Origin of the sequence: Treponema bryantii (genome assembly GCF_036492245.1) — a bacterium.
GTDB classification, from domain to species: Bacteria; Spirochaetota; Spirochaetia; order Treponematales; family Treponemataceae; genus Treponema_D; species Treponema_D bryantii_C.
The window spans coordinates 156380-176906 of the sequence record NZ_AP025286.1 but is presented as its reverse complement, the minus strand read 5'-3'; the positions used below and the strand labels follow the sequence as shown (position 1 = coordinate 176906).

14 protein-coding genes are annotated in these 20527 nt (G+C 38.2%); 8 read left to right on the top strand and 6 right to left on the bottom strand.

Annotated features, from left to right (window positions below; all coding sequences use genetic code 11):
• Nucleotides 1-160 precede the first annotated feature (160 nt).
• Nucleotides 161-1000, top strand: coding sequence for an alpha/beta hydrolase family protein (locus tag AABJ44_RS00860; RefSeq protein ID WP_338370045.1), 840 nt, complete (start codon nucleotides 161-163; stop codon nucleotides 998-1000).
• A gap of 16 nt (nucleotides 1001-1016) precedes the next feature.
• Here the strand turns inward: AABJ44_RS00860 and AABJ44_RS00855 are convergent, their stop codons facing one another.
• The 5 genes from AABJ44_RS00855 to AABJ44_RS00835 form a co-directional block, all read right to left on the bottom strand.
• Nucleotides 1017-1514 carry a GrpB family protein gene (locus AABJ44_RS00855; protein ID WP_338370044.1) on the bottom strand — a complete coding sequence of 166 codons (498 nt, stop codon included), beginning with the start codon at nucleotides 1512-1514 and terminating at the stop codon, nucleotides 1017-1019.
• A 30-nt stretch (nucleotides 1515-1544) separates the two neighbouring features.
• Nucleotides 1545-2024: a C15 family peptidase gene (locus tag AABJ44_RS00850; RefSeq protein ID WP_338370042.1), complete on the bottom strand. Its 480-nt coding sequence runs from the start codon at nucleotides 2022-2024 to the stop codon at nucleotides 1545-1547.
• Complete coding sequence (locus AABJ44_RS00845; RefSeq protein ID WP_338370041.1) at nucleotides 1981-2805, bottom strand: DUF72 domain-containing protein; 825 nt, start codon at nucleotides 2803-2805, stop codon at nucleotides 1981-1983. Before AABJ44_RS00845 ends, AABJ44_RS00850 begins: the two co-directional genes overlap by 44 nt.
• Before the next feature lie 15 nt (nucleotides 2806-2820).
• A complete protein-coding gene (locus AABJ44_RS00840) occupies nucleotides 2821-4968 on the bottom strand; it encodes a DUF6119 family protein (protein ID WP_338370040.1) in 2148 nt (715 codons plus the stop codon).
• Nucleotides 4969-5113: 145 nt separating this feature from the next.
• Nucleotides 5114-5695 carry a TetR family transcriptional regulator gene (locus AABJ44_RS00835; protein ID WP_338370039.1) on the bottom strand — a complete coding sequence of 194 codons (582 nt, stop codon included), beginning with the start codon at nucleotides 5693-5695 and terminating at the stop codon, nucleotides 5114-5116.
• 104 nt (nucleotides 5696-5799) lie between these two features.
• On the opposite strand from AABJ44_RS00835, the gene AABJ44_RS00830 reads away from it, so the two are divergent.
• From AABJ44_RS00830 to AABJ44_RS00815, 4 genes are read left to right on the top strand one after another with little or no spacing between them, the layout of a single operon-like run.
• Nucleotides 5800-6930: an efflux RND transporter periplasmic adaptor subunit gene (locus AABJ44_RS00830; protein ID WP_338370037.1), complete on the top strand. Its 1131-nt coding sequence runs from the start codon at nucleotides 5800-5802 to the stop codon at nucleotides 6928-6930.
• Between the two features lie 5 nt (nucleotides 6931-6935).
• Nucleotides 6936-10157, top strand: coding sequence for an efflux RND transporter permease subunit (locus AABJ44_RS00825; protein WP_338370034.1), 3222 nt, complete (start codon nucleotides 6936-6938; stop codon nucleotides 10155-10157).
• Nucleotides 10138-11307 (top strand): hypothetical protein, encoded by a 1170-nt coding sequence (locus AABJ44_RS00820; RefSeq protein ID WP_338370032.1) that lies wholly within the window; start codon nucleotides 10138-10140, stop codon nucleotides 11305-11307. The genes AABJ44_RS00825 and AABJ44_RS00820 overlap by 20 nt, the downstream gene beginning before the upstream one ends.
• Nucleotides 11308-11321: 14 nt before the next feature.
• A complete protein-coding gene (locus tag AABJ44_RS00815) occupies nucleotides 11322-12749 on the top strand; it encodes a TolC family protein (protein ID WP_338370030.1) in 1428 nt (475 codons plus the stop codon).
• Nucleotide 12750: 1 nt separating this feature from the next.
• On the opposite strand, the gene AABJ44_RS00810 is transcribed toward AABJ44_RS00815, so the two are convergent.
• Nucleotides 12751-16038 carry a glycoside hydrolase family 2 TIM barrel-domain containing protein gene (locus tag AABJ44_RS00810; protein ID WP_338370028.1) on the bottom strand — a complete coding sequence of 1096 codons (3288 nt, stop codon included), beginning with the start codon at nucleotides 16036-16038 and terminating at the stop codon, nucleotides 12751-12753.
• Between the two features lie 187 nt (nucleotides 16039-16225).
• On the opposite strand from AABJ44_RS00810, the gene AABJ44_RS00805 reads away from it, so the two are divergent.
• From AABJ44_RS00805 to AABJ44_RS00795, 3 genes are all read left to right on the top strand, one after another.
• Nucleotides 16226-17707: an alpha/beta hydrolase gene (locus tag AABJ44_RS00805; protein ID WP_338370027.1), complete on the top strand. Its 1482-nt coding sequence runs from the start codon at nucleotides 16226-16228 to the stop codon at nucleotides 17705-17707.
• Nucleotides 17708-17834: 127 nt separating this feature from the next.
• Nucleotides 17835-19856 (top strand): thiamine pyrophosphate-dependent enzyme, encoded by a 2022-nt coding sequence (locus AABJ44_RS00800; protein ID WP_338370026.1) that lies wholly within the window; start codon nucleotides 17835-17837, stop codon nucleotides 19854-19856.
• A 108-nt stretch (nucleotides 19857-19964) separates the two neighbouring features.
• Complete coding sequence (locus AABJ44_RS00795) at nucleotides 19965-20525, top strand: indolepyruvate oxidoreductase subunit beta (protein ID WP_338370024.1); 561 nt, start codon at nucleotides 19965-19967, stop codon at nucleotides 20523-20525.
• The last annotated feature ends 2 nt before the right edge of the window (nucleotides 20526-20527 follow it).

Sequence of the window (20527 nt, the reverse complement as noted above, 5' to 3'; positions counted from 1 at the left end):
TTTGTGATTTTTTCAATATATCATCATAAACAAATCTTGTCATTAGCGACGCTCTTTAATTTTGCCATATAAAATATTGACAAATCCATTTCTACACATTATCTTATATATACCTACTTGTTTAGTAGGTATATATAAGATTCAGCTTATAGGAGTACTCATGTCTAACTTAAAAATAGAAAATCTTTTTGAAGATGATATTGATATCGATCCAACAGCTTTGCCAGATTACACTACTCTTGATTTTGTAAGCAACGACTCTCATATATATGGTGAAATCATGTGGCCTTCAAGTAATTCAAAAAAGCCACATCCATGTGTAATTATGTTACATGGTTTTCCGGGAACTGCCCGCAATGATGATATTTCTCATGCGCTTTGCCGTATCGGTTGTGTTGTAATTGTTCCACATAACCGGGGTGCCTGGGGAAGTCAGGGAAAATATTTAATTACTAATTGTATTGAAGATGCTAAAAACCTTGCAGAGTATGCACATACTCCAGAATTCGCAGAAAAATATGATGTTGATCCAAATCAGATTTTTCTTCTCGGACACAGCATGGGTGCAAATTCTGCCTTAAATGCAGGAAAGGTTCTGGACTGGATAAAGGGAATCATTATGCTTACTCCATATGATCCAACCCGGTATTTAAATCGTGCAAAAGAAAGTTATTTCCGTTCTCTTCTGGAAGAAGGTAAAATTCTTCAGTCTGATGGAATTGATGCAATTTACGAGGATGTAGTTATCAACAAAAACAGAATCTATCATCCGAATGCTTTTGAACAGGTGAAGGATAAAAATCTTCTTGTGTTTGCAGGAACTTATGATTCAGTTTCTCCTGTCAATGAAATGGTTCTGCCATTATGGAAACTTCTTGAAGCCCATCAGACAAAAGCCATTCAAAAGAAAATTGAATATCCGACAGAACACGGACTTCTCGGCCGGAGAATTTCTGTAATTAAAGAAATTGCAGCTTTTATAGACGCTGTAATTTCATAACTGCGGTAAATTTATTTCACGCCAGAACTTTCTCAAAGAACCACTTATATTCTTTTTCTTTCAATTCAACATAAGCTGAACGGTTATTTTCACCCACTTTCGAAAGAATCTCTTCTTTGATTTTGTTATATTCTTCAACGAGTTCTGGTTCGGCCCGGAGCCTGTTACGGAATTTTAAATGCCTCTGGAGTTCAGCATTGTCTTTTACACACACATAGAGATGTTGTTCTATATCAATAGGAACATTCGTATCATCAAAAGCTTCACGTCCAGAAATTCCGCGGTCCCCTTCATGCTTATAACCAATTGCTTCAAGTTGATTTTTCAAGCGCATAAATTGAGCTTCATCTTCAACAACAACATCAATGTCGATTATTGGCTTTGCACTCATTCCGGGAATTGATGTACTTCCAACGTGTTCAATTGAGATATATTCTGTTGTGTTCTTCTCGAGCAATTCCTTTATCACACTAAACTGCTCAGACCATTTTGAATTGTATTTTTCTATTACCATTTTTACCTCCATCCATCCTTTGTTGGCAGATTATAATGAATTAAGCACTTTACAAATTTTTTCCCGAAAATCAGAAATACAATCTATATTCTTTTCAAAAGGTATATGAATAAACAAAAGCTTACAAGATAATTTCTGCTCCTTTATAAAATTCAAACCGTTCCAGTAAACAAGATTACAAAAAGAAGTTCCAGGATTAGAACTTTCAGAAAAATGAATATTATTTAATTCAAGCAGTTTCTCAAAAGATTCAATTTCAAAATTTGTCTTTATACTTTCTTTCTGATTTTTAGCAAGTAATTCCAGACACAACTTATTTTTAATCAGAGGCTTCTGCCCAAAACAAATAATCATTTCTGTATCTATGATTTCGTTTTTTAGGATTTCAGAATCTTTAATCTTATTACTTGGTAAATAAATAACCGGAAACGGCATTTCTTTTACGAGAAGCTCTGCAGAGGTATTTTTAAATGCCAGCAGTTTTAGTTTTTTCCTGTAATTGTTTTGCATTTTTAGCACCATTTCCTCTCGGGTGATTATTAAAAAATACCTGAACTTTTTTCCCTTCTTTTGTAGCTGTATGAATTATTGGAACAAACTTACTGATTTCCTCTTCTGAATATTCATAATCATAGCGGGCACTAGAGTTGTTTCCTGAATCATCTGAATACCAGGCTTCTGCATTTCTGCCATGAAGCCGGATGTAAGCAATCTGACCAATAAAGGGTGACTTCTCCATGAGCTGTCCATCAGACACTTCTGCTGCAGGCAAGTATTTCAGATTTGGCATATCACAAAATGCAACGGATGCCTTTCTCTGAACAAGTCCTTCAAAAACTGAATTACGAATCCATTCTTTATGCCGAAACTCTATTACAACAGGATACCCCTCAAACTCAGCAATCAGTTTTGCAAGATAAATCCTGTTCTCATTCGTATAATGAAAACTCTGTGGAAACTGAAAAAGTACTGCAGAAAGAACCTCTTTTTCACAAAGCGGTTTGATTGCTGCCTTAAAATCCTGTGCTGCATTCTGCCACAACGGAGTCACTTCATGTGTAAGCAGCTGATTAGCCTTAATACTAAACTGAAGTCTCCCATCACTTCTTTCATAAAACGAAAAAAGCCTTTCCGCAGTCGGCATATTGTAAAAAGTATTATTCAACTCCAGCGCATTAAACTGAGTTGCATAATAAGCGAGAAAATCAGCCCTTTTTATTTCCTCTGGATAAAACACACCCTTCCACTCCGGGTAGTCATATCCGCTGGTTCCGATTAGTGTGATGGACATAACAATCCTAAATAATCAATAAAAATCTGGATAAACATATTCAAATTCCGCTAATTGTATTTTATCTTCGTTCTTATTTTTTAAAGTCTTTTTAACTTGCGCTTTCCATAATTCGAAATATTTATCAACATTCTTATCATTCAGAATTGTATCACTTAGAACATCTATTTTATTTACAGAATCATATTTCACTGATTTTATACTCTTTACTTTTAACAATAGAATCTCTTTACTTTCCGAATTTTTTATTACTAAAATCTTATCGGTTGTAATATCTGAATCTTTTTTCTGAAATGCCAATGCCTTAAAGAAACCATTATTCAGTGAAGTCAAAAAGTATTTCTTTGTCTTACCTATTTTACATTTTGCATTATTTCTGAAAATTATACCATTCTTATATAGACTACTTCCTGTTGGTATATTCTTACAAAAATCTGTAGATTTAATTTCTGTCATATTAACAAAACATACTTTTATATCCTCTGGGTTTGCACCAAGTACTATTAAATCTTTTATGGATTTTTGTAAACCAATTCTAGCTAGTAAAGGTAAATATTCAATATATGAACTTTTTTTAGTTTCGCTAGAATTTACTTTTTCATCAATAATTCCATATACATATCCATAATTCTTAAAATCATCAATTCTATTTAATTGTTTTTGGGTAATAGTTTTATTTATTGACTGTATTTTTTTCTTTAAAGCTTCGCGTTTATTAGAATCATTACTAAACAGTTTTGCTGAAGCAAATCCTTGGTTAAAAAGATGATTTAATGTTGAAGAATTAGTATGAAGTTTATTATGAATAAAATAAACTTTATCTTTATCTTCGTTTTCTGGAAAGTATATTAAATCTGCTGCCTCTATGGATGAAACATCTGTCTGAATTAATTTCTTATCGAGAAGACAAACATCTTTATTGTTCTTTGCACAAAATTTATTAAATTTATCTTCATTTTTATTTAATATAGTATAAGAATAATCTGGTAGATATGCATGATCAAGACATATAAATCTTTCCAAGAAAGTATTCAGACGAGAAATATAATCTGCATCTATATAATACCAATTTCCATCAAACAAATAATAGTTTTTCGTGTGATTAGAAACCTCTATAGAAGTGGAAAAATTAATCACCTCCTCTAAGAAATAAAGTTTAGTCTTAGTTTCATTATTATCTCTAACCTTTACTTTTAGTTTTAATAAATCTTTATCAATTGTAATTTTATTTTCTGAAATAAACGCTAACAAATCCTCAACTGTTACTTTATTAAATTCTTTACTTTCGAATTTTTGATAATTGAAATAATATGAATAATCTCCATAAATATCTTCGATTATTGGCTGTGAAAAAATAATCGTATCTTTACAATTTGTATTATGTTTGATTTCCTCTATTAGATTGTCTTGTAATTGTTGAATTACCTTTTCTTCTTTTTCTTTAAATATATTTTTGAATTCTGGAAAAGTTGATAAATAAGCCGTTTTTTGACAATAACTATCATATAAATATTTTATAAGATTCTCAATTTCTTTAACACTCACAGATGTGCTGACATTTACTCCACAATCTCCTACAATTCTGGAAATCTTACTTTTTTCATCATCTATTGAACCAGAAACATTCTTGATCAATGACTCATCAGCATCTGCAGAGAAGAATACAAAATCTTCTTCCTTGGTTGATTGAATTCGTTGTTTTCTTGAACTAGTTAAAGAAAAAGCATCTAAACTCTTGATTTTATCTTTCTTTATTAAATTTAATGCTGTTATTGAACCAAAATCTTCAACACAATATTTCTTCTCAATATGAAATGCAGCATATCCAAAGCAAATAATAAAATAACGAGTTTGATAAGGAACTAATAATATACAACTTGGTGATACAGAAAATAATAATTTTTCATCAATATCAATTAAATCTAAATAATTTGCCCATTTATTATTTTCTGATTTTGGATTCTCATTAATATACAGTTTATATTGATTTGGATTATCACTCTTAAGAGAGGTCGAATTATTAGTACAATTAATATAATTTGGATGCTTTTTATCATCGTCTTTATCATACTCTTTTACTATTTTCTTTAGATTACCTTGATCATCCTCTTCTGGAATGATGCCATCTTTTAGCAAATATATAGAAAAATTTTGAACTGCCATTTTTTAATTCCTATTATATTTATAATAACAAATGAATATTGAATCCTCAAGTTTAAGTTCAAATTTATGGTTTATAAGGAATGATAAATTTGAAAAAGTTATGAAAAAAGCCCCATACAAAATTAAGATATCTATAAATTTTATCCTAAAATCCCTTCTTAATCGCCTCTTCCATAACTGATTTCAAGGTCGCTGTAAAGAAGGTCTGGAAATATTTTTTGAAGATTTCTTTATCCATTTCGCCATTATGTTTTATATACCAGATGATTTGACTGCTAAGCAGTTCTGTATAGCTGAAGCCGATATATGTCTTAAAATCTTCCGTAAATTTTACTGAATTTTCATCACCAAAATACTCGATTGTCGCCCGAACCATTTCATAAAGGTCTTTTTCAAAAATTGTTTTCAGCTGAGTTTCGCCCAGAGAATCATAAGCACACTGACATAAAGGTATATTCTGATCGATATAATCTAAGACAAAATCCATTGCCTGCGGAATTGAAGCATTTGCCTTTTGGAAGGAATCTGCTACCTTTTTTACTTCCTGAGCATATGCAAAATACAATAAATCGTAGTTGCTTTCAAAATGATAATAAAAAGTATTTCGATTGATATTGCATTCGCTCACAATATCCTGAACCGTAACCTTAGAAAAAGGTCTATCCTTAATCAATTTCTTAAGCGCTTGGGCCATCATAAGTTTTGTTTCAGAAGTATTATCGTTCATACCGTCATTATTAGACATTCATGAAAATTTGTCTATTGTCGATTAACTCAGATTTTATTAAATTCCAAACAAACAACTCGTTATTATACATAGGAATAATATAGATGAAGAAGATTTCGTTAAATGCATTACGAGAGAGCAAGCTTTTACAATACGCTATTTTTGCTGCAGTTGCCGTCATTTTTGTTTTATTAACGATTTTAGTAACTCGAAAAAAGCCGGTTGCAGAAAAACCGGATACTGTTCCTGCAGTAGTAATTCAAAAGCCAGAGAACGGAACTCTGCTTGAATCAGTTACAATTTCAGGCTATGTAGAAGCCAATGCCATGATTCCTGTTGTACCTTTTGTTTCTGGTACAATTAAAGAATATCCTGCCCGCGCCGGTGACTTTGTAGAAAAAGATACCCTTCTTGCAAAGATTGACGATGCACCGTTCCGCCAGCAGATGCTTCAGGCACAGGCTGCTTATTTTGCCGCACAGAGCACCTTTGACCGAATCAATAATCTTTATAAATCTGGAGCTACAACCCAGCAGAATTATGATTCAGCTAAAGCTCAGGCAGATGCTTCTAAAGCACAGTATGACCTTGCAAAACTTCAGGTTGATTATACCGAAGTCCGCGCCCCTGTAGACGGCACAATTCTCATTGCAGATCAGGCCGTTGGTGGAATAGGAAATCAGACCCAGCCGGTCGCAGTTCTTGCAGATTTAACAAATCAGGTTGTTCGACTTAAGGTTCCGGAAAAATATTTTGATCTTTTCACCCTCGAACGAGACAACCTTAAAGTAATAGTTACCCGCCCTGCAGAAAAAAATATGTATGAAGATGCGGTAACTACTGCCACAATCGAAAATATCGCTCCTTATGTTTCACCACAGAGCAAAAACTTTATTGTTGTCTGCCACCTTGATGAGCCTGGAGACCGTTTCCGCCCAGGTATGTTTGTAAAAGTTCAGGTAGCTTATAAAACTTACGAAAATGTTCCGCTTATCAGCTTAAAAGCGCGAAAAATGGACGGATCTTTCTATATATTTGATGAAAATACTTCAACAGTGAAATATGTTGAAGGACAGGATTTTCCTGTTGATGAAAACAATTTCATAGTTCCAGAAGAATACCGCAATTCTTATATAGTAATGGATGGTCAGAATTTTATTTTTGATGGCCAGAAGGTCCGTGTTTTTGAAGAAGCTCTGAATGAAGCAAAAGGCACAGACAGGACAGGAGAATAATAACAATGAAAGTTTCAGAATTCTCAGTAAAACATCCTGTCATTATCACAATGCTTCTGATTGTGCTTATTGCATTCGGCTTTTTTTCGCTGGGTGGAATGCGCACAGAATTCATGGAAGACATTTCCATGCCACAGGCAATCGTGTACACCGTGTATCCTGGTGCCAGTGCAGAGGATGTTGAAAACGATATTACAAAAGTGCTCGAAGATTCTTTTGTAACTCTTCCTCACTTTAAGGCAATCGACAGTACCTCTTCAAATTCCCTCAGCTGGATTTTGATTACTTATGCTGATGGCTACGACCCATACGACCAGCTCCCAGAGCTCCGAAACCGCATTTCCGAACTTGTGGAAAAGCTTCCGGACGGAATCTCCGGAGAGCCCCGCGCCCTCGTTGGCGGTATGTCCATGGTTCCAATCATCAGTTTTTCTGCAAGTTCAGGTCAGGACACTGCACGCCTCACCCAGTATCTTCAGGATGAGCTTACACCTCTGCTTACACAGATTGACGGTGTTTCTCAGGTTACAATTGACGGCGGTAAAGAGCTCGCAGTTAATATCAAGCTTGATGTCGACTCTCTTACATCTAAAGGAATCGCCGTTTCCACAGTATATCAGGTATTAAATTACGGAAACGTAAATCTTCCGCTTGGAAACGCCAGCTATCAGGACCGCGCAATTCAGGTACGTTACGCCGGTGGGTTTAATTCCCTCGAGGACATAAAAAATCTTCCGGTCGGCGTTGGCGACGGTTCAACAATAATCCGACTGAGCGATGTAGCCGAAGTCACTCTTTCCTACCCTGAACAGAATGTTTCTGTTTCTGATGGACGTGTTCCACTCACAATTGTAAACGTAACAAAGCGTCTCGACGGTGACACTACAAAAATCATCAAAAAGGTTAAGAAAGCAATTGCTGAATGTGAAAAAAATACAAACGGTGCCGTTCAGTTCCATATCATCAGCGACGACAGCCGCCAGGTTCGTGCTTCTCTTAAAGCCGTTATTCAGAGTGGTATTCTCGGTGTAGTTTTTGCCGTACTCGTAATCCTGCTGTTCATGGCAGACTGGCGAGCTACCCTTACAATCAGCCTTTCAATTCCACTTTGTATTTTATTCAGTCTGATTGGCTTACGCATTCTGGATATTTCCCTCAACCTCATGACACTTTCCGGACTTGTTATTTCGCTTGGTATGGTTGTCGATGGTTCCACGGTTATGCTCGATCAGATTTACCGCTATTATAAACGCCGCGACCAGGAAACCGGCGAAATGGAATATACAGTTACCCAGAGCATCTACAAGGGCTGGGACGAAGTTTCTGCTTCAATTCTCGCCAGTACTGCGACAACCATCGTAGTATTCGTTCCGATTGCACTGCTCGGTGGTCTTATAGGAAGCGTTCTTCACGCAGTTGCAGTAACAATCATCCTGGCAATCTTCTCTTCTTTCCTTGTTGCCGTTGTAATTGTTCCATATCTGCTCAAACTTTTCCTTTCTGAAAACGGTCCAAAAGTTCGCGGAAAGCCAAGAAAGTTCGATCAGGTGATGTCAAAAATCGAAAGAGGCTACAGAAAGGTACTTGCACTTTCTTTAAAAAATCGCGGTTTTGTCGTGCTTGTAGCCCTGTTTTTGCTCGTTTTTTCGGGATTTATAGCCCTCAGATTGGGAATTTCCTTCATTCCCTCAACAGACTCAGGCGATTTTTACATTTCTACAGAATTCCCTATGGGAACCGAAAAAGAGCAGACTCACGAAAAAATGCAGGTTGCCCAGGACCTTCTCTACCAGTATGTGCCTGAAATTGACAACGTGGTTATTTACGAAGGTCAGGGAGATTCTTCAAACTTCTCTTCTGTTTCTACACCTCATTACGCATATACTCATGTTGTGCTTGTACCGGTTTCAGAGCGTAAAAGAAACGTCCATGAAATCATGCTTCAGATTCAGGAAATCTGGGCTGCAGTTCTGCCAGATTCAAAAGTCTCTGTACAGAATGGTGGTTTCGATAAACTCGTAGGTTATGTTGCTGATGGTGGTGGTTATGGTATTACTCTGATTTCAGAAGACATAAATACTCTTTATGAAACAGCCAGCAAAATCAAAGACTACCTGGAAACTGATCCAGAGGTAGTAACAGCAAAGCTCGACACAGACTTTGATACAAGTACGATGGTCATTGATATGAGCCAGGAATATCTGAGCTCTCTTGGAATCACAAGTTATGAAGCGGGTATCACTTCTGCAATTCTTTTCCAGGGTGTTGACTGCGGACGTTTTAAGGAACTCGAAAGTGGCCGCCGTTATGACATGAAGATTACTTCAAACATCACAGATAAGAATATTACTGCAGATGCAATTTCAAATCTTCATATTGTAACTCAGAATGGTCAGGATGTTTCCTTTGCAAATCTTTCTGATATTAAAGTTGAAAAATCAATTTCACAGATTAACCATTCTAACCGTGCTAAGAAAATAACTGTTACAGCCTCACTGGTAGGTGAAGATACAAGTGGAGTTTCACAGCGCGTTAATCAGTTTATCGCAAATAATCCGCTGCCAAACGGAGTTCACTCAAAGGCCGGCGGTATTATGGCTCTCATCGGCGACATGATTACTCCAATGATTTCTGCCCTTCTGATTGCCGTATTCCTCGTATACACCGTAATGGTAATTCAGTTCGAAAAGTTCCGTCAGCCGCTTTTAATTATGGCAACAATTCCATTCTGTTTTATCGGTGTTGTCGGCGGTCTTCTGATGTTCGGTTCGACCCTGAATCTTCTCTCATTACTTGGACTTATTTCACTGGCCGGAGTTGTTGTAAACAATGGTATCATTCTGATTGATTATATAAATCAGCTTCGTGCTCAGCGCCGTCAGGTTCTTGCTCGCACAAAAGGAACTCAGGATAAAGATGGCGAATGGCATATCGCACTCAATACAGAAGAAGAGGATGAACTCTTAAAAGGTTCTGTACTCGATGGAGCTGCCAGCCGAATCAAACCAATTTTAATTACTACTCTTACAACCTTACTTGGTGATATTCCAATGGCTGTTGCAAAGGGCGAAGGTTCAGAACTTTATGCTTCTATGGGACAGGCAATTACAGGAGGTCTTTTGACCTCTACTCTCATCACCTTAATTTTAATTCCGGTAATCTATTATCTTAGCGAAAAAAATTCAATCAAACATAAAAGAGGTAAATATGAAAAAGCAGTTCAATAAAACAATTCTTAGTGCAGCACTTTTTGCAGCAACCCTTATCTTCTCAAGCTGTTATTCAGTTTTCAATGGTGGAACTGGTGGTCAGATTGTTGATGCAGAAAGTACATCAACTCCTAAAAGAGGAATTGCAAATGTAGACATTTACGCCTACACAGAATGTGGTGTAAGAGATTCAGATTATAACAGATGGAAGGAAGGCACTGTTTTTGCTCCATCAAATTCTTATTATGGTCACACAACTACAGATGCAGATGGAAGCTTTGTAATTTCAAATATCGTATGGAAAGAAACAAAACCAGATTTTGGAAAAGACGCAGACTATACAACAATCTATCTGTTGTATTATCACGAAAATTATGGACTCACAAAAGATCAGACTGTAATTACTTCTGACAGCACAAGTGATACTGTTTATGCAGAACTTACTTCCATCAGAAAAACAACTGTCCTCAATATCAGCATTTATGATGTAGCCTCTTCAAATCCGACTTCCAATAACGTTCTTGTAAAGGTTTCAGTTCCACAGAGCACAGATACAATAACTGCTCCTGCAAAAGTTTATGAACAGACAATTGCAGGAAACGGCTCAATGAGTATCAGTTACCCTCGCTGGAAAAACGCAGATGATAAAGCTGATGGAATTGAAAACACTCCGGAAGTAAATATTACATATTCTCAGAGTTCTGATTTAATTACCTGGAAGGCCTGTGCCAATGCAGATAACGAAGCACAAGATTATTCTTTCTTAAGTGATGATTTTAGAATCAAAAAGACAATTCAGAACAGCTCGTATAATATTTCACTTTATGGAAAGGCAACAAGAATAAACATTCCGACAGTTAACGGAACTCTTGGTGATACAACTTCTGCAGACAGTGATGGCATTGTTATCAGCATGAAAGCAAAAGATTCAAACGGAAACTTCACAATCGACTGTGGAGAAACTACAACAATTGCACAGCAAATTGGAACAAACGGAAATCAGACTCATGGAAATTTCAGCGGTCTTGGATCCGGTACTTTTATAAATGACACAACTTATACCGGAAAATATAAAGATATCGAAGTTCAGTTTTATGCAGATGGAACTTCCACAGGTACTGTAAAAACTCTTCGCAGTGACGCAGGCCCTTATAACTTTAAACTCTAATTCAGGACACACGAATGAAAATAAACAGATTATTTTTTACATTTGTGATTTTCTCAATTCTTAATGCAGGCATACAGGCACAGGAAATTTCCGAAACTCCTGAATCTACGGCACCAGCTTATACACTGGAAGTTCTCCTCACAGAAACTGAAATGAACCATCCGGAATTACGTAAACTTCAGGAAGAATATCGCCGCAGCATTCTTGATTTGAAAGATGCCTGGTGGAGTCTTGGCCCTACAGTTGATCTTCAGGCAAGCGGAACCTATATGGTAAATCCTCCTGTTGGTGCAATGTATATAAATGCAGATGATATAATCAATTCAATTTCCTGGAACGGGCAAAGACCTAGAAACAGCGGCCAGCGAATCAAGGTTTTTGACGGTATGGAAAATACTCTCTACAATTTTGAACTTACATTAACTCAGCCGATTTTCACCTGGGGAAAAATCACAAACGCAATTAAACTTTATGATCAGGTTTCAAAAATCAAGCAGACACAAATTTCTCAGCAGACAGAACAGCTGAAAACAGAATTAGAAACCCGTCTTATAAGTCTTTATTATCTCTCAAAGATTCTTGAAATCATTGATGAAGAAGACTTGTACACAGCCCGCATGGTCGAAGTAAGTGAAAATGCAGAAAAAGCAGGTATGCTTATTCATCAGGATGTTGTAGATGCAAAGATTCAGGCAAAGGAACTGGAAATTGCAAAGCAGGACTTACTTGAACAGATGAACGACCAGCTTCTCGAATTAAGCCGTATAACTGGAATTCAAGCTTTAACGCTTAATGATATAAATTATGATTTTGTACCGGAACTCGTTTCCTCCTTTGACAGTCTGATACAAATTAATCCAACTGAGCTTGAAGCAGAGGTTCTCTCTGGAAATCAATCTTCAATCAAAATGCTTACACAACTTGAAAATGTCAGCAAGACTGCAGAGAAGATTTCCCGAGGATACGAAAACTGGAAGCCAGATATTGCACTGCAAATGAGCAGTGGATATTCTGGTTCCCGTTTCCCTCTTTTAGAACCAAACTGGCTTAGAAAAGATGATTATTCCGTAAATATTTCTATCGGTATTAAGGCTACAATCTGGGATGGTGGAAAAAAAGTTCGCGATGTATCCCGCAAAGTCAGTGATGTAGAAACTGCAAAAATCAACAAGCTTGATGCCCGTTCAACAATCAGCAAAACCTTTAATTCGCAGTGGAATGCTGCTCAGGTTTGTAAAATGAAGATTGAGTATCAGGAGCTTAAGATTGAATCTGCATCAGCAAAAATCGATCAGAAGCAGAAAATGTATGAATCAGGTTATGGTTCAGAAACAGATGTTCTTTCTGCAAAAATTGAACGCTGTAATGCACAGATAGAAAAAGAAAAGCAGGCATTAGCCAAAGCCGTTGCCTGCCTTACAATAGAATATCTTAGAAAATAAGCTACTGTTCAAATACTATATTCAGCTGTCCCTTTACCTCAGGCAGCTGGATACGGTATTTTTCTGCAAGTGCCGGGCCACACGAGTTGGAGCCTACACCTGCCATTTTATAATCCACACACAAAACTATATTTCCACACTTTTCCAGTTCAAAGTTATGCCGCTTAGTCCAAAGTTCTTCTTCTGTATAGTTAGATACATTAAAACTGATATTCTTTTGATTACCTGATTTCGGCTGAGCTCCTGAACAAACTAACGTTAGTTTGTTATTTGAAAGCTTTACATAACGACATCCATAATGCGAAGAATTTTCCTGTGGCCGGATATATGGTTCATACATATCATCAACCTTAGCCTTAAATTTTCCTACCCAGGTTGCCTGATGCTTATCAACATAACTTTCTGTCGGACCATAACCAAAGTATTCTACCTTATTAAAAGATTTATCAAGGAAGAACCGAAGCCCGATTCGTGGAAGCATAAAGATTCTTCTGGTAGCAGTAAAATCAAAATTAACTGTAAGACCTGTAGCAGCACTTATCGTGTAAATAACAGTGCCATACAGGAATGGCTGATGAATACTCCAGACAAAACCCTGATTCACTATTATGCGAATTGATTGTCCATCTTCAGAAGGCTCAATGCGTGAACTATAAACCTTCACTTCATAATCATGAAGATGTGCTCCAAACCATTCACCTTTCATAGGATCATTGTCTAAAGGAGCACGCATGAAATTAAAACTCAACGGCTTTTTTAGAATCTCTGTTTTTCCAAATTTTATTGAATCAAAAACTCCTGTACGGCGATTAAAGGAATAGGTCATGTTATCTGCGGTAACTTTATAACGAAGTCCTTCAGGTTCTACAAAAAGCTTTCCATATTTAATACTTGTACTGTCTGCTTTAACATGGAATGTTTCCTGCCAGTTCTGATTTTCATTCTGCTTTTCAGAGGCAGTTACAAATTTTATGAGTGCTTCAATTTCTTTACGCGCATTCTCCTGAACACCTTTTGCATCCCGCTTTCCCGGCTGGAAAGGCTTAAGGCCTGGAAGTTCAGGCATAAAAGAAGCTTTTCGGAGAATTTCTGCTTCATTATCTGAATCAGGCTCAGCCGAAAGTTGCACCTGATCAAAACAAACTTCGTAGCCTTTTTCACACCAGAGTTGATTCTGTTTTTCTGTAAAGATAAATCTGATATAAGAATCTTTTCCTTCAAAAACAGGAAGGTCATTCAAAACGAGTTTTGCTTTGCCAAGCGGAGGTAATGAAGGAAATTCTATTTTTTCTGATTTTACAATATCACCGTTTATCGAAAGTTCGTAATGACAATCCAATACAGTTGCAGCATCTGTAAATGCAAGAAGATTTGTAAACTCAAAACCTGCTGAACCAGGAGCAGTCTTTTTGCTTTCCGGAAGTTTACGTACTCGCACCGGACGATAAACCTGTTTTGCTTCAAGAAGACCTGTATGAGGACGACGGTCAGGATACACAAGACCATCACAGCAGAAGTTGCCGTCATTATGTTTTTCGTCCCAGTCTCCACCATAACCATATTTCACTTCGCCATTACGAGTCTTTCCAAGAATTAAACTGTGATCACACCATTCCCAGATAAAGCCGCCGCAGAAACGTTCTGAACTATGAAATACCTTATGATAATCTTCGAGATCTCCAGGACCATTTCCCATTGCATGACAATACTCGCAGAGAATAAATGGTCGTTTTTCCTTTTTATCCTCCGACATCTGTTTCCAGTCCTGAACGCTCGGATACATTCGGGAAACTAAATCGTAAACAGAGTCACTTGTGTCCCCCTGATTATGATAACTTTCATAATGCAAAAGTCGTGTATTATCGAAAGCCTTAATCCACTTTGCTGCCTCTGTAAAGTTATGACCGTTTCCAGATTCATTACCCATTGACCAGATAACAACACTCGGACGATTTATATCTCTTGTAACGCAGAGCTTTTCACGGTCTAAGATTCCCTTATAGAAAAATTTATTACTTGCCACAAGTGCAATTCCAGAATAATCAGACCAGTCCCAGTGAGCTGTATTATTTACAACTACACTTCCATGCATTTCAAGATCAGCCTCACAAATCACATAAAAACCATAACGGTCACAAAGTTTGTAGAACTCTGGCGCATTCGGATAATGCGAAGTTCGGATGGCATTGATATTATGCTGTTTCATCAGTTTGAGGTCTTTTTCGATTTTTGAAACTGGAGAAACAGAACCTGTATCAGGATAACTGTCGTGACGGTTTACTCCACGGAATTTAATTGGCTGACCGTTAATCTTAAGTACACCTTTTTCACTTGTAATCTTTCTAAAGCCAACTTCTTCACCAATTACTTCATCAGTAGTTTCAAGCAGAAGTTTATAAAGAACTGGAGTCTCAGCAGACCAGAGCGCAGGTTCCTTTACAGGAATCTCAAGCAGATTTCCCTTTTTAGCTTCGCCTTCAAAAATCTGATTTCCATCAGGATCACATAAACATACCTTTGCATCAGCACCATAAACAGTCAGTTCTAAAACTGCCGAACGGTAGTTGTTTTTCAAAACCGTTGCAACACGGTAATCAGTTATTCTCTTTTTAGGACGAGACAGTACATAAACGTCGCGGAAGATACCAGAAAGACGAAGCTTATCCTGATCTTCAAGATAGGTTCCAAAACACCATTTAAGAACAGCAACTGTAATCAGGTTTTCTCCCTCTTCCAGGAAAGCTGTAATATCATACTCACTTGTATGATGCGAAACTTCAGAAAATCCACAGAACTTTCCATTGATATAAACGTATGCACAGCTGTCTACACCTTCAAAACATAAGATGCGCTGAAGCCCGTCTGGTATATAATTATAAGTACGGTAATAAACTCCAACAGGATTTTCATCCGGAACAAACGGTGGATTATATGGAATCGGATATTCAAAATTTGTGTACTGCGGTTTATCATAACCGTGGAGCTGCCAGTTTGCAGGCACCGGCATTTTCTTTTTATCATTCAGTGCAGAACGTGCAATCTTACCATCTGCAAAATCATCTTCAAGATCAATCAAGCTGTCATAATAACGGAAGCCCCATTTACCGTTTAGAAGTTCAAACCGCGAAGATTTCTCCCGCGCCCCAAACGGATTCTGTCCCTTCTCTTTTCCAAATGGAATAAAATAACAGTGACTATCCAGAGTATTTACATGAAAAACATCTGGATTTTCGTGATAAATCATACAGCTCTTAGCTGTGCCCTTTTTTGAAATTTGAGTAACGTTCATATTATCAGTATAACGTTTTGCATTCCTCTATTTAACGGCCCGTTCATTATATCCATAACTTTTATTTCAAATCGTAAAAATTTAAACCTTTTAAAATAAATTTTTTAAACATTTGACTTCCTAGTAAAACGTTTTATAATTACTAATTAGGTAAAACGTTTTATTAAAAATTCACAAGGAGTTCAAAATGAAAAAACTAAGAATCGTTTCGGCTCTTGCTGGTATCGCTATGCTGGCAAGTGTATTCTCTTCATGTGGAAATAACGACCCTGAAGAACTTGCATGTGGAATCACATTACGTGGTTCAAAAGAAAGATTTACAATTTTTGAAGAAGGTTCTGCAGCTTCTGAAATTAAAACAGAAGCTGATGGATCTGTATCATGGGTAGCAACTGCTGCTGGAGGAGGCGGTGGTGGAGTTGCCTTCTATGTAAAATCTAATAAAGCAGAAATCAACATCGGTAACTATGAATCAATCGATATTGAATTCGATTACAAGACAGTTGAAGGTAAATGGAATGCAGATGCTCAAAAACCAGGTTTCTGTATGAGAATTCTTCCTTGGGATTCAACAGGAATGTTTGGAGGTTATGAGGATCTTGAATACTTTGAACCAGAAACAGATACTGGAACCGTTGTATACAATATTGAAATTCCAGACAATTTTGCAGATAAAATCAAATCCAGTTCAGACTATGATTGTATTCTTGGTTTCGCACTTAAATTCAACGATTACCAGAGAGGAAATGATGATGGAGACCAGATTAAGGTTCAGTTAAAGAACGTTAAGTTTAATGCAAAAGCTAATGCCCCTGCAGATAAAGCTTTTTCTGATGGTTTGACAGATGCACAGCGTGGTACAGTTGAAGAAATCTGGTATCCAACAAGAGACTGGAGTATTGCAGATGAAGCAGATGTAACAGATGCAGACAGATATAACAAGCATGGTTGGGTTTACCTTCCAGCAGGTTATGATGCTGAAGATACAACAACAAAATATCCAGTATTTATTCTTCTCCATGGATTTGGACAGAATGAAAATACCTGGGGACTTACAAATGAAGGCCGTGGTGGAAAGATTAAAGGTTATATGGACCGCGGAATGGCCAGCGGTGATGTTAAAAAGTTCATTCTTGTTTGTGTAACTGGTGTAGCAGATAAATCTTGGGGACCAAATGGTTCTGGATACAGCTTTACAGGTTATAACTACTTTGGTGGAGAACTTAGAAATGATCTTCTTCCATGGCTCAGAGAAAACTATAACATTGCAGATGGCCGCGACAATGTAGCAATGGCCGGTCTTTCAATGGGTGGTGGACAGACCTTTAACATTGGTATTGGAGAAAGCCTTGATATCATCAGTAACTTTGCCGGATTCTCTGGAGCTTTGTTCTCAACATCAGAGGAGTTTATAGCCAGAGTAGATGGAAATGCTGCTTTCAATAAGCATAAGATTCATAACCTTTATATGATCTGTGGTGATGCTGACGATAGGGTATATGGTTCATTCCCAGGCTATGTTGAAGCAATGGCTGCATGGGACCGTGTAGAAAACTTTGAATCTTATGTATTCCCAGGTGGAACACATGACTTCCCAGTTTGGTACTATGGATTCAATGACTTTATCCACATGGTATTCCAGGAAGACGTACAACTCTATAACGACTAAATATAATTAGTACTATATAGAGAACGGCCTGCTGTAAGAAATTGCAGCAGGCCGTTTTTTATGTCTATCCAGGCCATGTTTACTGTTATCATTGATAGAAACAAAAAATTCCTTTATACTTTTATTTATGGCAAAACAAATGATCATGGGAAATCAGGCAATCGCGCTTGGTGCCCTCAAGGCTGGAGTTAATCTTGTTGCCGGATATCCTGGCACCCCTTCCAGCGAAATTATTGAATTTATTTCCAAGTATAAGAGCAAAACCGGAACCTACGTTGAATGGTCCGTAAACGAAAAAGCCGCCGCTGAAGTTGCAGCAGGTGCCAGTTATGCAGGAAGCCGTACCCTCATCACAATGAAGCAGGTAGGTCTCAATGTTGCAAGTGATCCTGTAATGTGTCTTTCTTACGTTGGTGTAAAAGGCGGTATGGTAATTGTAAGTGCCGATGATCCGGGCCCAATTTCCAGCCAGACCGAGCAGGATACCCGTAACTTTGCGCAGTACTCAAAGCTGCCTTGTTTTGATCCTTCTACCCCACTCGAAGCCTACGAAATGATACAGGAAGCCTTTGAACTTTCTGAAAAATATAATACTCCAGTTCTTCTGCGCCCAACCACCCGTGTTGACCACGCCTACGAAAGCATGGAGTTCCCTGAGCTCGTCCCTTGCCGTAAGCCTGGCGAGTTCGAAAAAGATTCCAAGCGCTGGGTAATTTTCCCACGTTCCTCATACAACAATCACAAAAGAATTTTTGAACGCAACGAAAAAGTGCTGCCGGCTGAGTTTTCTAAGAGTAAATGGAATTATGTAGGGGGAAGTCTTCCCCCGCTCTTATCGAAAGATCCGTTAAAAAACGAGCTGCGGCAGCGGGTCGTTTTAGGATCTTCCACTAAAATGCGCACAGACGAGCTATGCTCGTCTGACCCCTTCTCCACGACTTCTAATATCGCATTTGCTGCCGGCGGAATATCTTACTGCTATCTTATGGAAGCACTTTCCATCCTCGGAATCAAAGATATCCCTGTTTTGAAGATTGGAAATCCATATCCATTCCCAAAGCCTTTAGCAGAAGAATTCCTCAAGTTTCACGAGCAAATCGTTGTTTTTGAAGAATTAGACCCTGTTATCGAAGAAAATTTAATAAAAATAGCCGGATACGCACGAGTAAATTGCCAGATTCGCGGAAAACTCGACGGCACAGTTCCTGAGGCCGGCGAACTCAGTGTAGAGATAATTAAAGAGATTATCCAGAAAGAGGCCCTGAAACATAGGGAGCGACTCTGCGAAGCAGAGGAACGACAGTCCAGTGGACTGTCGTTAGCGAGTCTCCGAGCGGCTGAGCCGCGAAGGGTTCAGGATGCATCTCCTGCACCAGACCTTCCAGTCCGCCCGCCAGTTCTCTGCGCAGGCTGTCCTCACCGCGGTTCTTTCTACGCTGTAAAGCAGGCAATGAAAGGCAAGAAAACTGTATACTGCGGAGACATCGGCTGTTACACACTTGGTAACGCAATGCCACTCGATATGACAGACACCTGTCTTTGTATGGGTGCCGACATCACAATGGCACAGGGCTTCTATCACAACGAGCCGGACCGCCATTGCTTCAGCTTCATTGGTGACTCAACCTTCTTTGCAAGCGGAATCACTGGTGTTGTAAATGCAGTTTACAATCAGGCAAAACAGACAATCTGTATCCTTGATAACTCAACCACAGCAATGACCGGCCATCAGCCACATCCTGGAACAGGTATGACAATGATGGGCGAGATTGTTGAAAAAATCAGCATAGAAAAGATTCTTGAAGGCATCGGCGTTTCACCGATTATTCAGGTAAATCCGTTTGATCAGAAGGCAGCTGTAGAAGCTGTTCAGAAAGCAAGCGAGGCTCCCGGAGTAAGCGCAATTATCTTTAAGGCACCATGTATTGCAATTGCACAGAAAGTCGGCTGGGAAAAACCGCACGCACTTACTGTAAATGCTGATAAATGTATTGGCTGCCGCAAGTGTATAAATGAACTGGGCTGCCCGGCGCTGAGTGTAAGTACAAAAACTAATGCAAAGGGTAAACAGTTAGTTGAAATAGACAAGAGCCTATGTACAGGATGTAGTTTATGTTCACAGGTTTGTCCTGTAAAAGCAATTGAATAGATACCTGGTTCAAAATCTACGTCATTGCGAGGAGTGAAACGACGAAGCAATCCAAATTAATAGATTGCTTCGCTACGCTCGCAATGACGATGTTTTAGGAGAATTATTATGTCAAAGAATATAATTATTTGCGGTGTTGGAGGACAGGGAACTGTTCTGGCCGCTAAGGTACTTTCTCAGGCTGCAATTTCGAACGGAGAGCGCGTGCTTTCTGCTGAGACGATTGGTATGGCTCAGCGAGGCGGTTCGGTTGTGAGTCATGTGCGTATTGGTGAGGATGTTTATTCTCCGCTGGTACCTCAGGGCCAGGCCGACGTACTTATTGCTTTTGAGGCGGCTGAAGCTGTACGCAACATTGCATTCCTTAAGCAGGGTGGCTCGGTAATTGTAAATAAAAAGGTGGTACAGCCTGTTACTGCCAGTCTGATCGGAAAAACCTTCGATGAAAACGAAATGATTTCTTACCTCGAAAAAGTAGCCGGTAAAGTAATCGCTGTAGATACTGACCAGGCGTGCAAAGATCTCGGAAGCAGCAAGGTTGTAAATATGGTACTGCTTGGAGCAGCCAGTAAAACAGGGCTTATCTCAAAAGATGAGCTTAAAGCTGCACTTAAACTCCTTGTAAAACCAGAATTTTATGAACTCAACGTTCGCGCAATTGACTATTGATT

Excerpts from the sequence above, each read along its gene's own strand:
- AABJ44_RS00860 (WP_338370045.1), top strand. The coding sequence starts at position 161 with ATGTCTAACTTAAAAATAGAAAATCTTTTTGAAGATGATATTGATATC.
- AABJ44_RS00855 (WP_338370044.1), bottom strand. The coding sequence starts at position 1,514 with ATGGTAATAGAAAAATACAATTCAAAATGGTCTGAGCAGTTTAGTGTG.
- AABJ44_RS00850 (WP_338370042.1), bottom strand. The coding sequence starts at position 2,024 with ATGCAAAACAATTACAGGAAAAAACTAAAACTGCTGGCATTTAAAAAT.
- AABJ44_RS00845 (WP_338370041.1), bottom strand. The coding sequence starts at position 2,805 with ATGTCCATCACACTAATCGGAACCAGCGGATATGACTACCCGGAGTGG.
- AABJ44_RS00840 (WP_338370040.1), bottom strand. The coding sequence starts at position 4,968 with ATGGCAGTTCAAAATTTTTCTATATATTTGCTAAAAGATGGCATCATT.
- AABJ44_RS00835 (WP_338370039.1), bottom strand. The coding sequence starts at position 5,695 with ATGAACGATAATACTTCTGAAACAAAACTTATGATGGCCCAAGCGCTT.
- AABJ44_RS00830 (WP_338370037.1), top strand. The coding sequence starts at position 5,800 with ATGAAGAAGATTTCGTTAAATGCATTACGAGAGAGCAAGCTTTTACAA.
- AABJ44_RS00825 (WP_338370034.1), top strand. The coding sequence starts at position 6,936 with ATGAAAGTTTCAGAATTCTCAGTAAAACATCCTGTCATTATCACAATG.
- AABJ44_RS00820 (WP_338370032.1), top strand. The coding sequence starts at position 10,138 with ATGAAAAAGCAGTTCAATAAAACAATTCTTAGTGCAGCACTTTTTGCA.
- AABJ44_RS00815 (WP_338370030.1), top strand. The coding sequence starts at position 11,322 with ATGAAAATAAACAGATTATTTTTTACATTTGTGATTTTCTCAATTCTT.
- AABJ44_RS00810 (WP_338370028.1), bottom strand. The coding sequence starts at position 16,038 with ATGAACGTTACTCAAATTTCAAAAAAGGGCACAGCTAAGAGCTGTATG.
- AABJ44_RS00805 (WP_338370027.1), top strand. The coding sequence starts at position 16,226 with ATGAAAAAACTAAGAATCGTTTCGGCTCTTGCTGGTATCGCTATGCTG.
- AABJ44_RS00800 (WP_338370026.1), top strand. The coding sequence starts at position 17,835 with ATGGCAAAACAAATGATCATGGGAAATCAGGCAATCGCGCTTGGTGCC.
- AABJ44_RS00795 (WP_338370024.1), top strand. The coding sequence starts at position 19,965 with ATGTCAAAGAATATAATTATTTGCGGTGTTGGAGGACAGGGAACTGTT.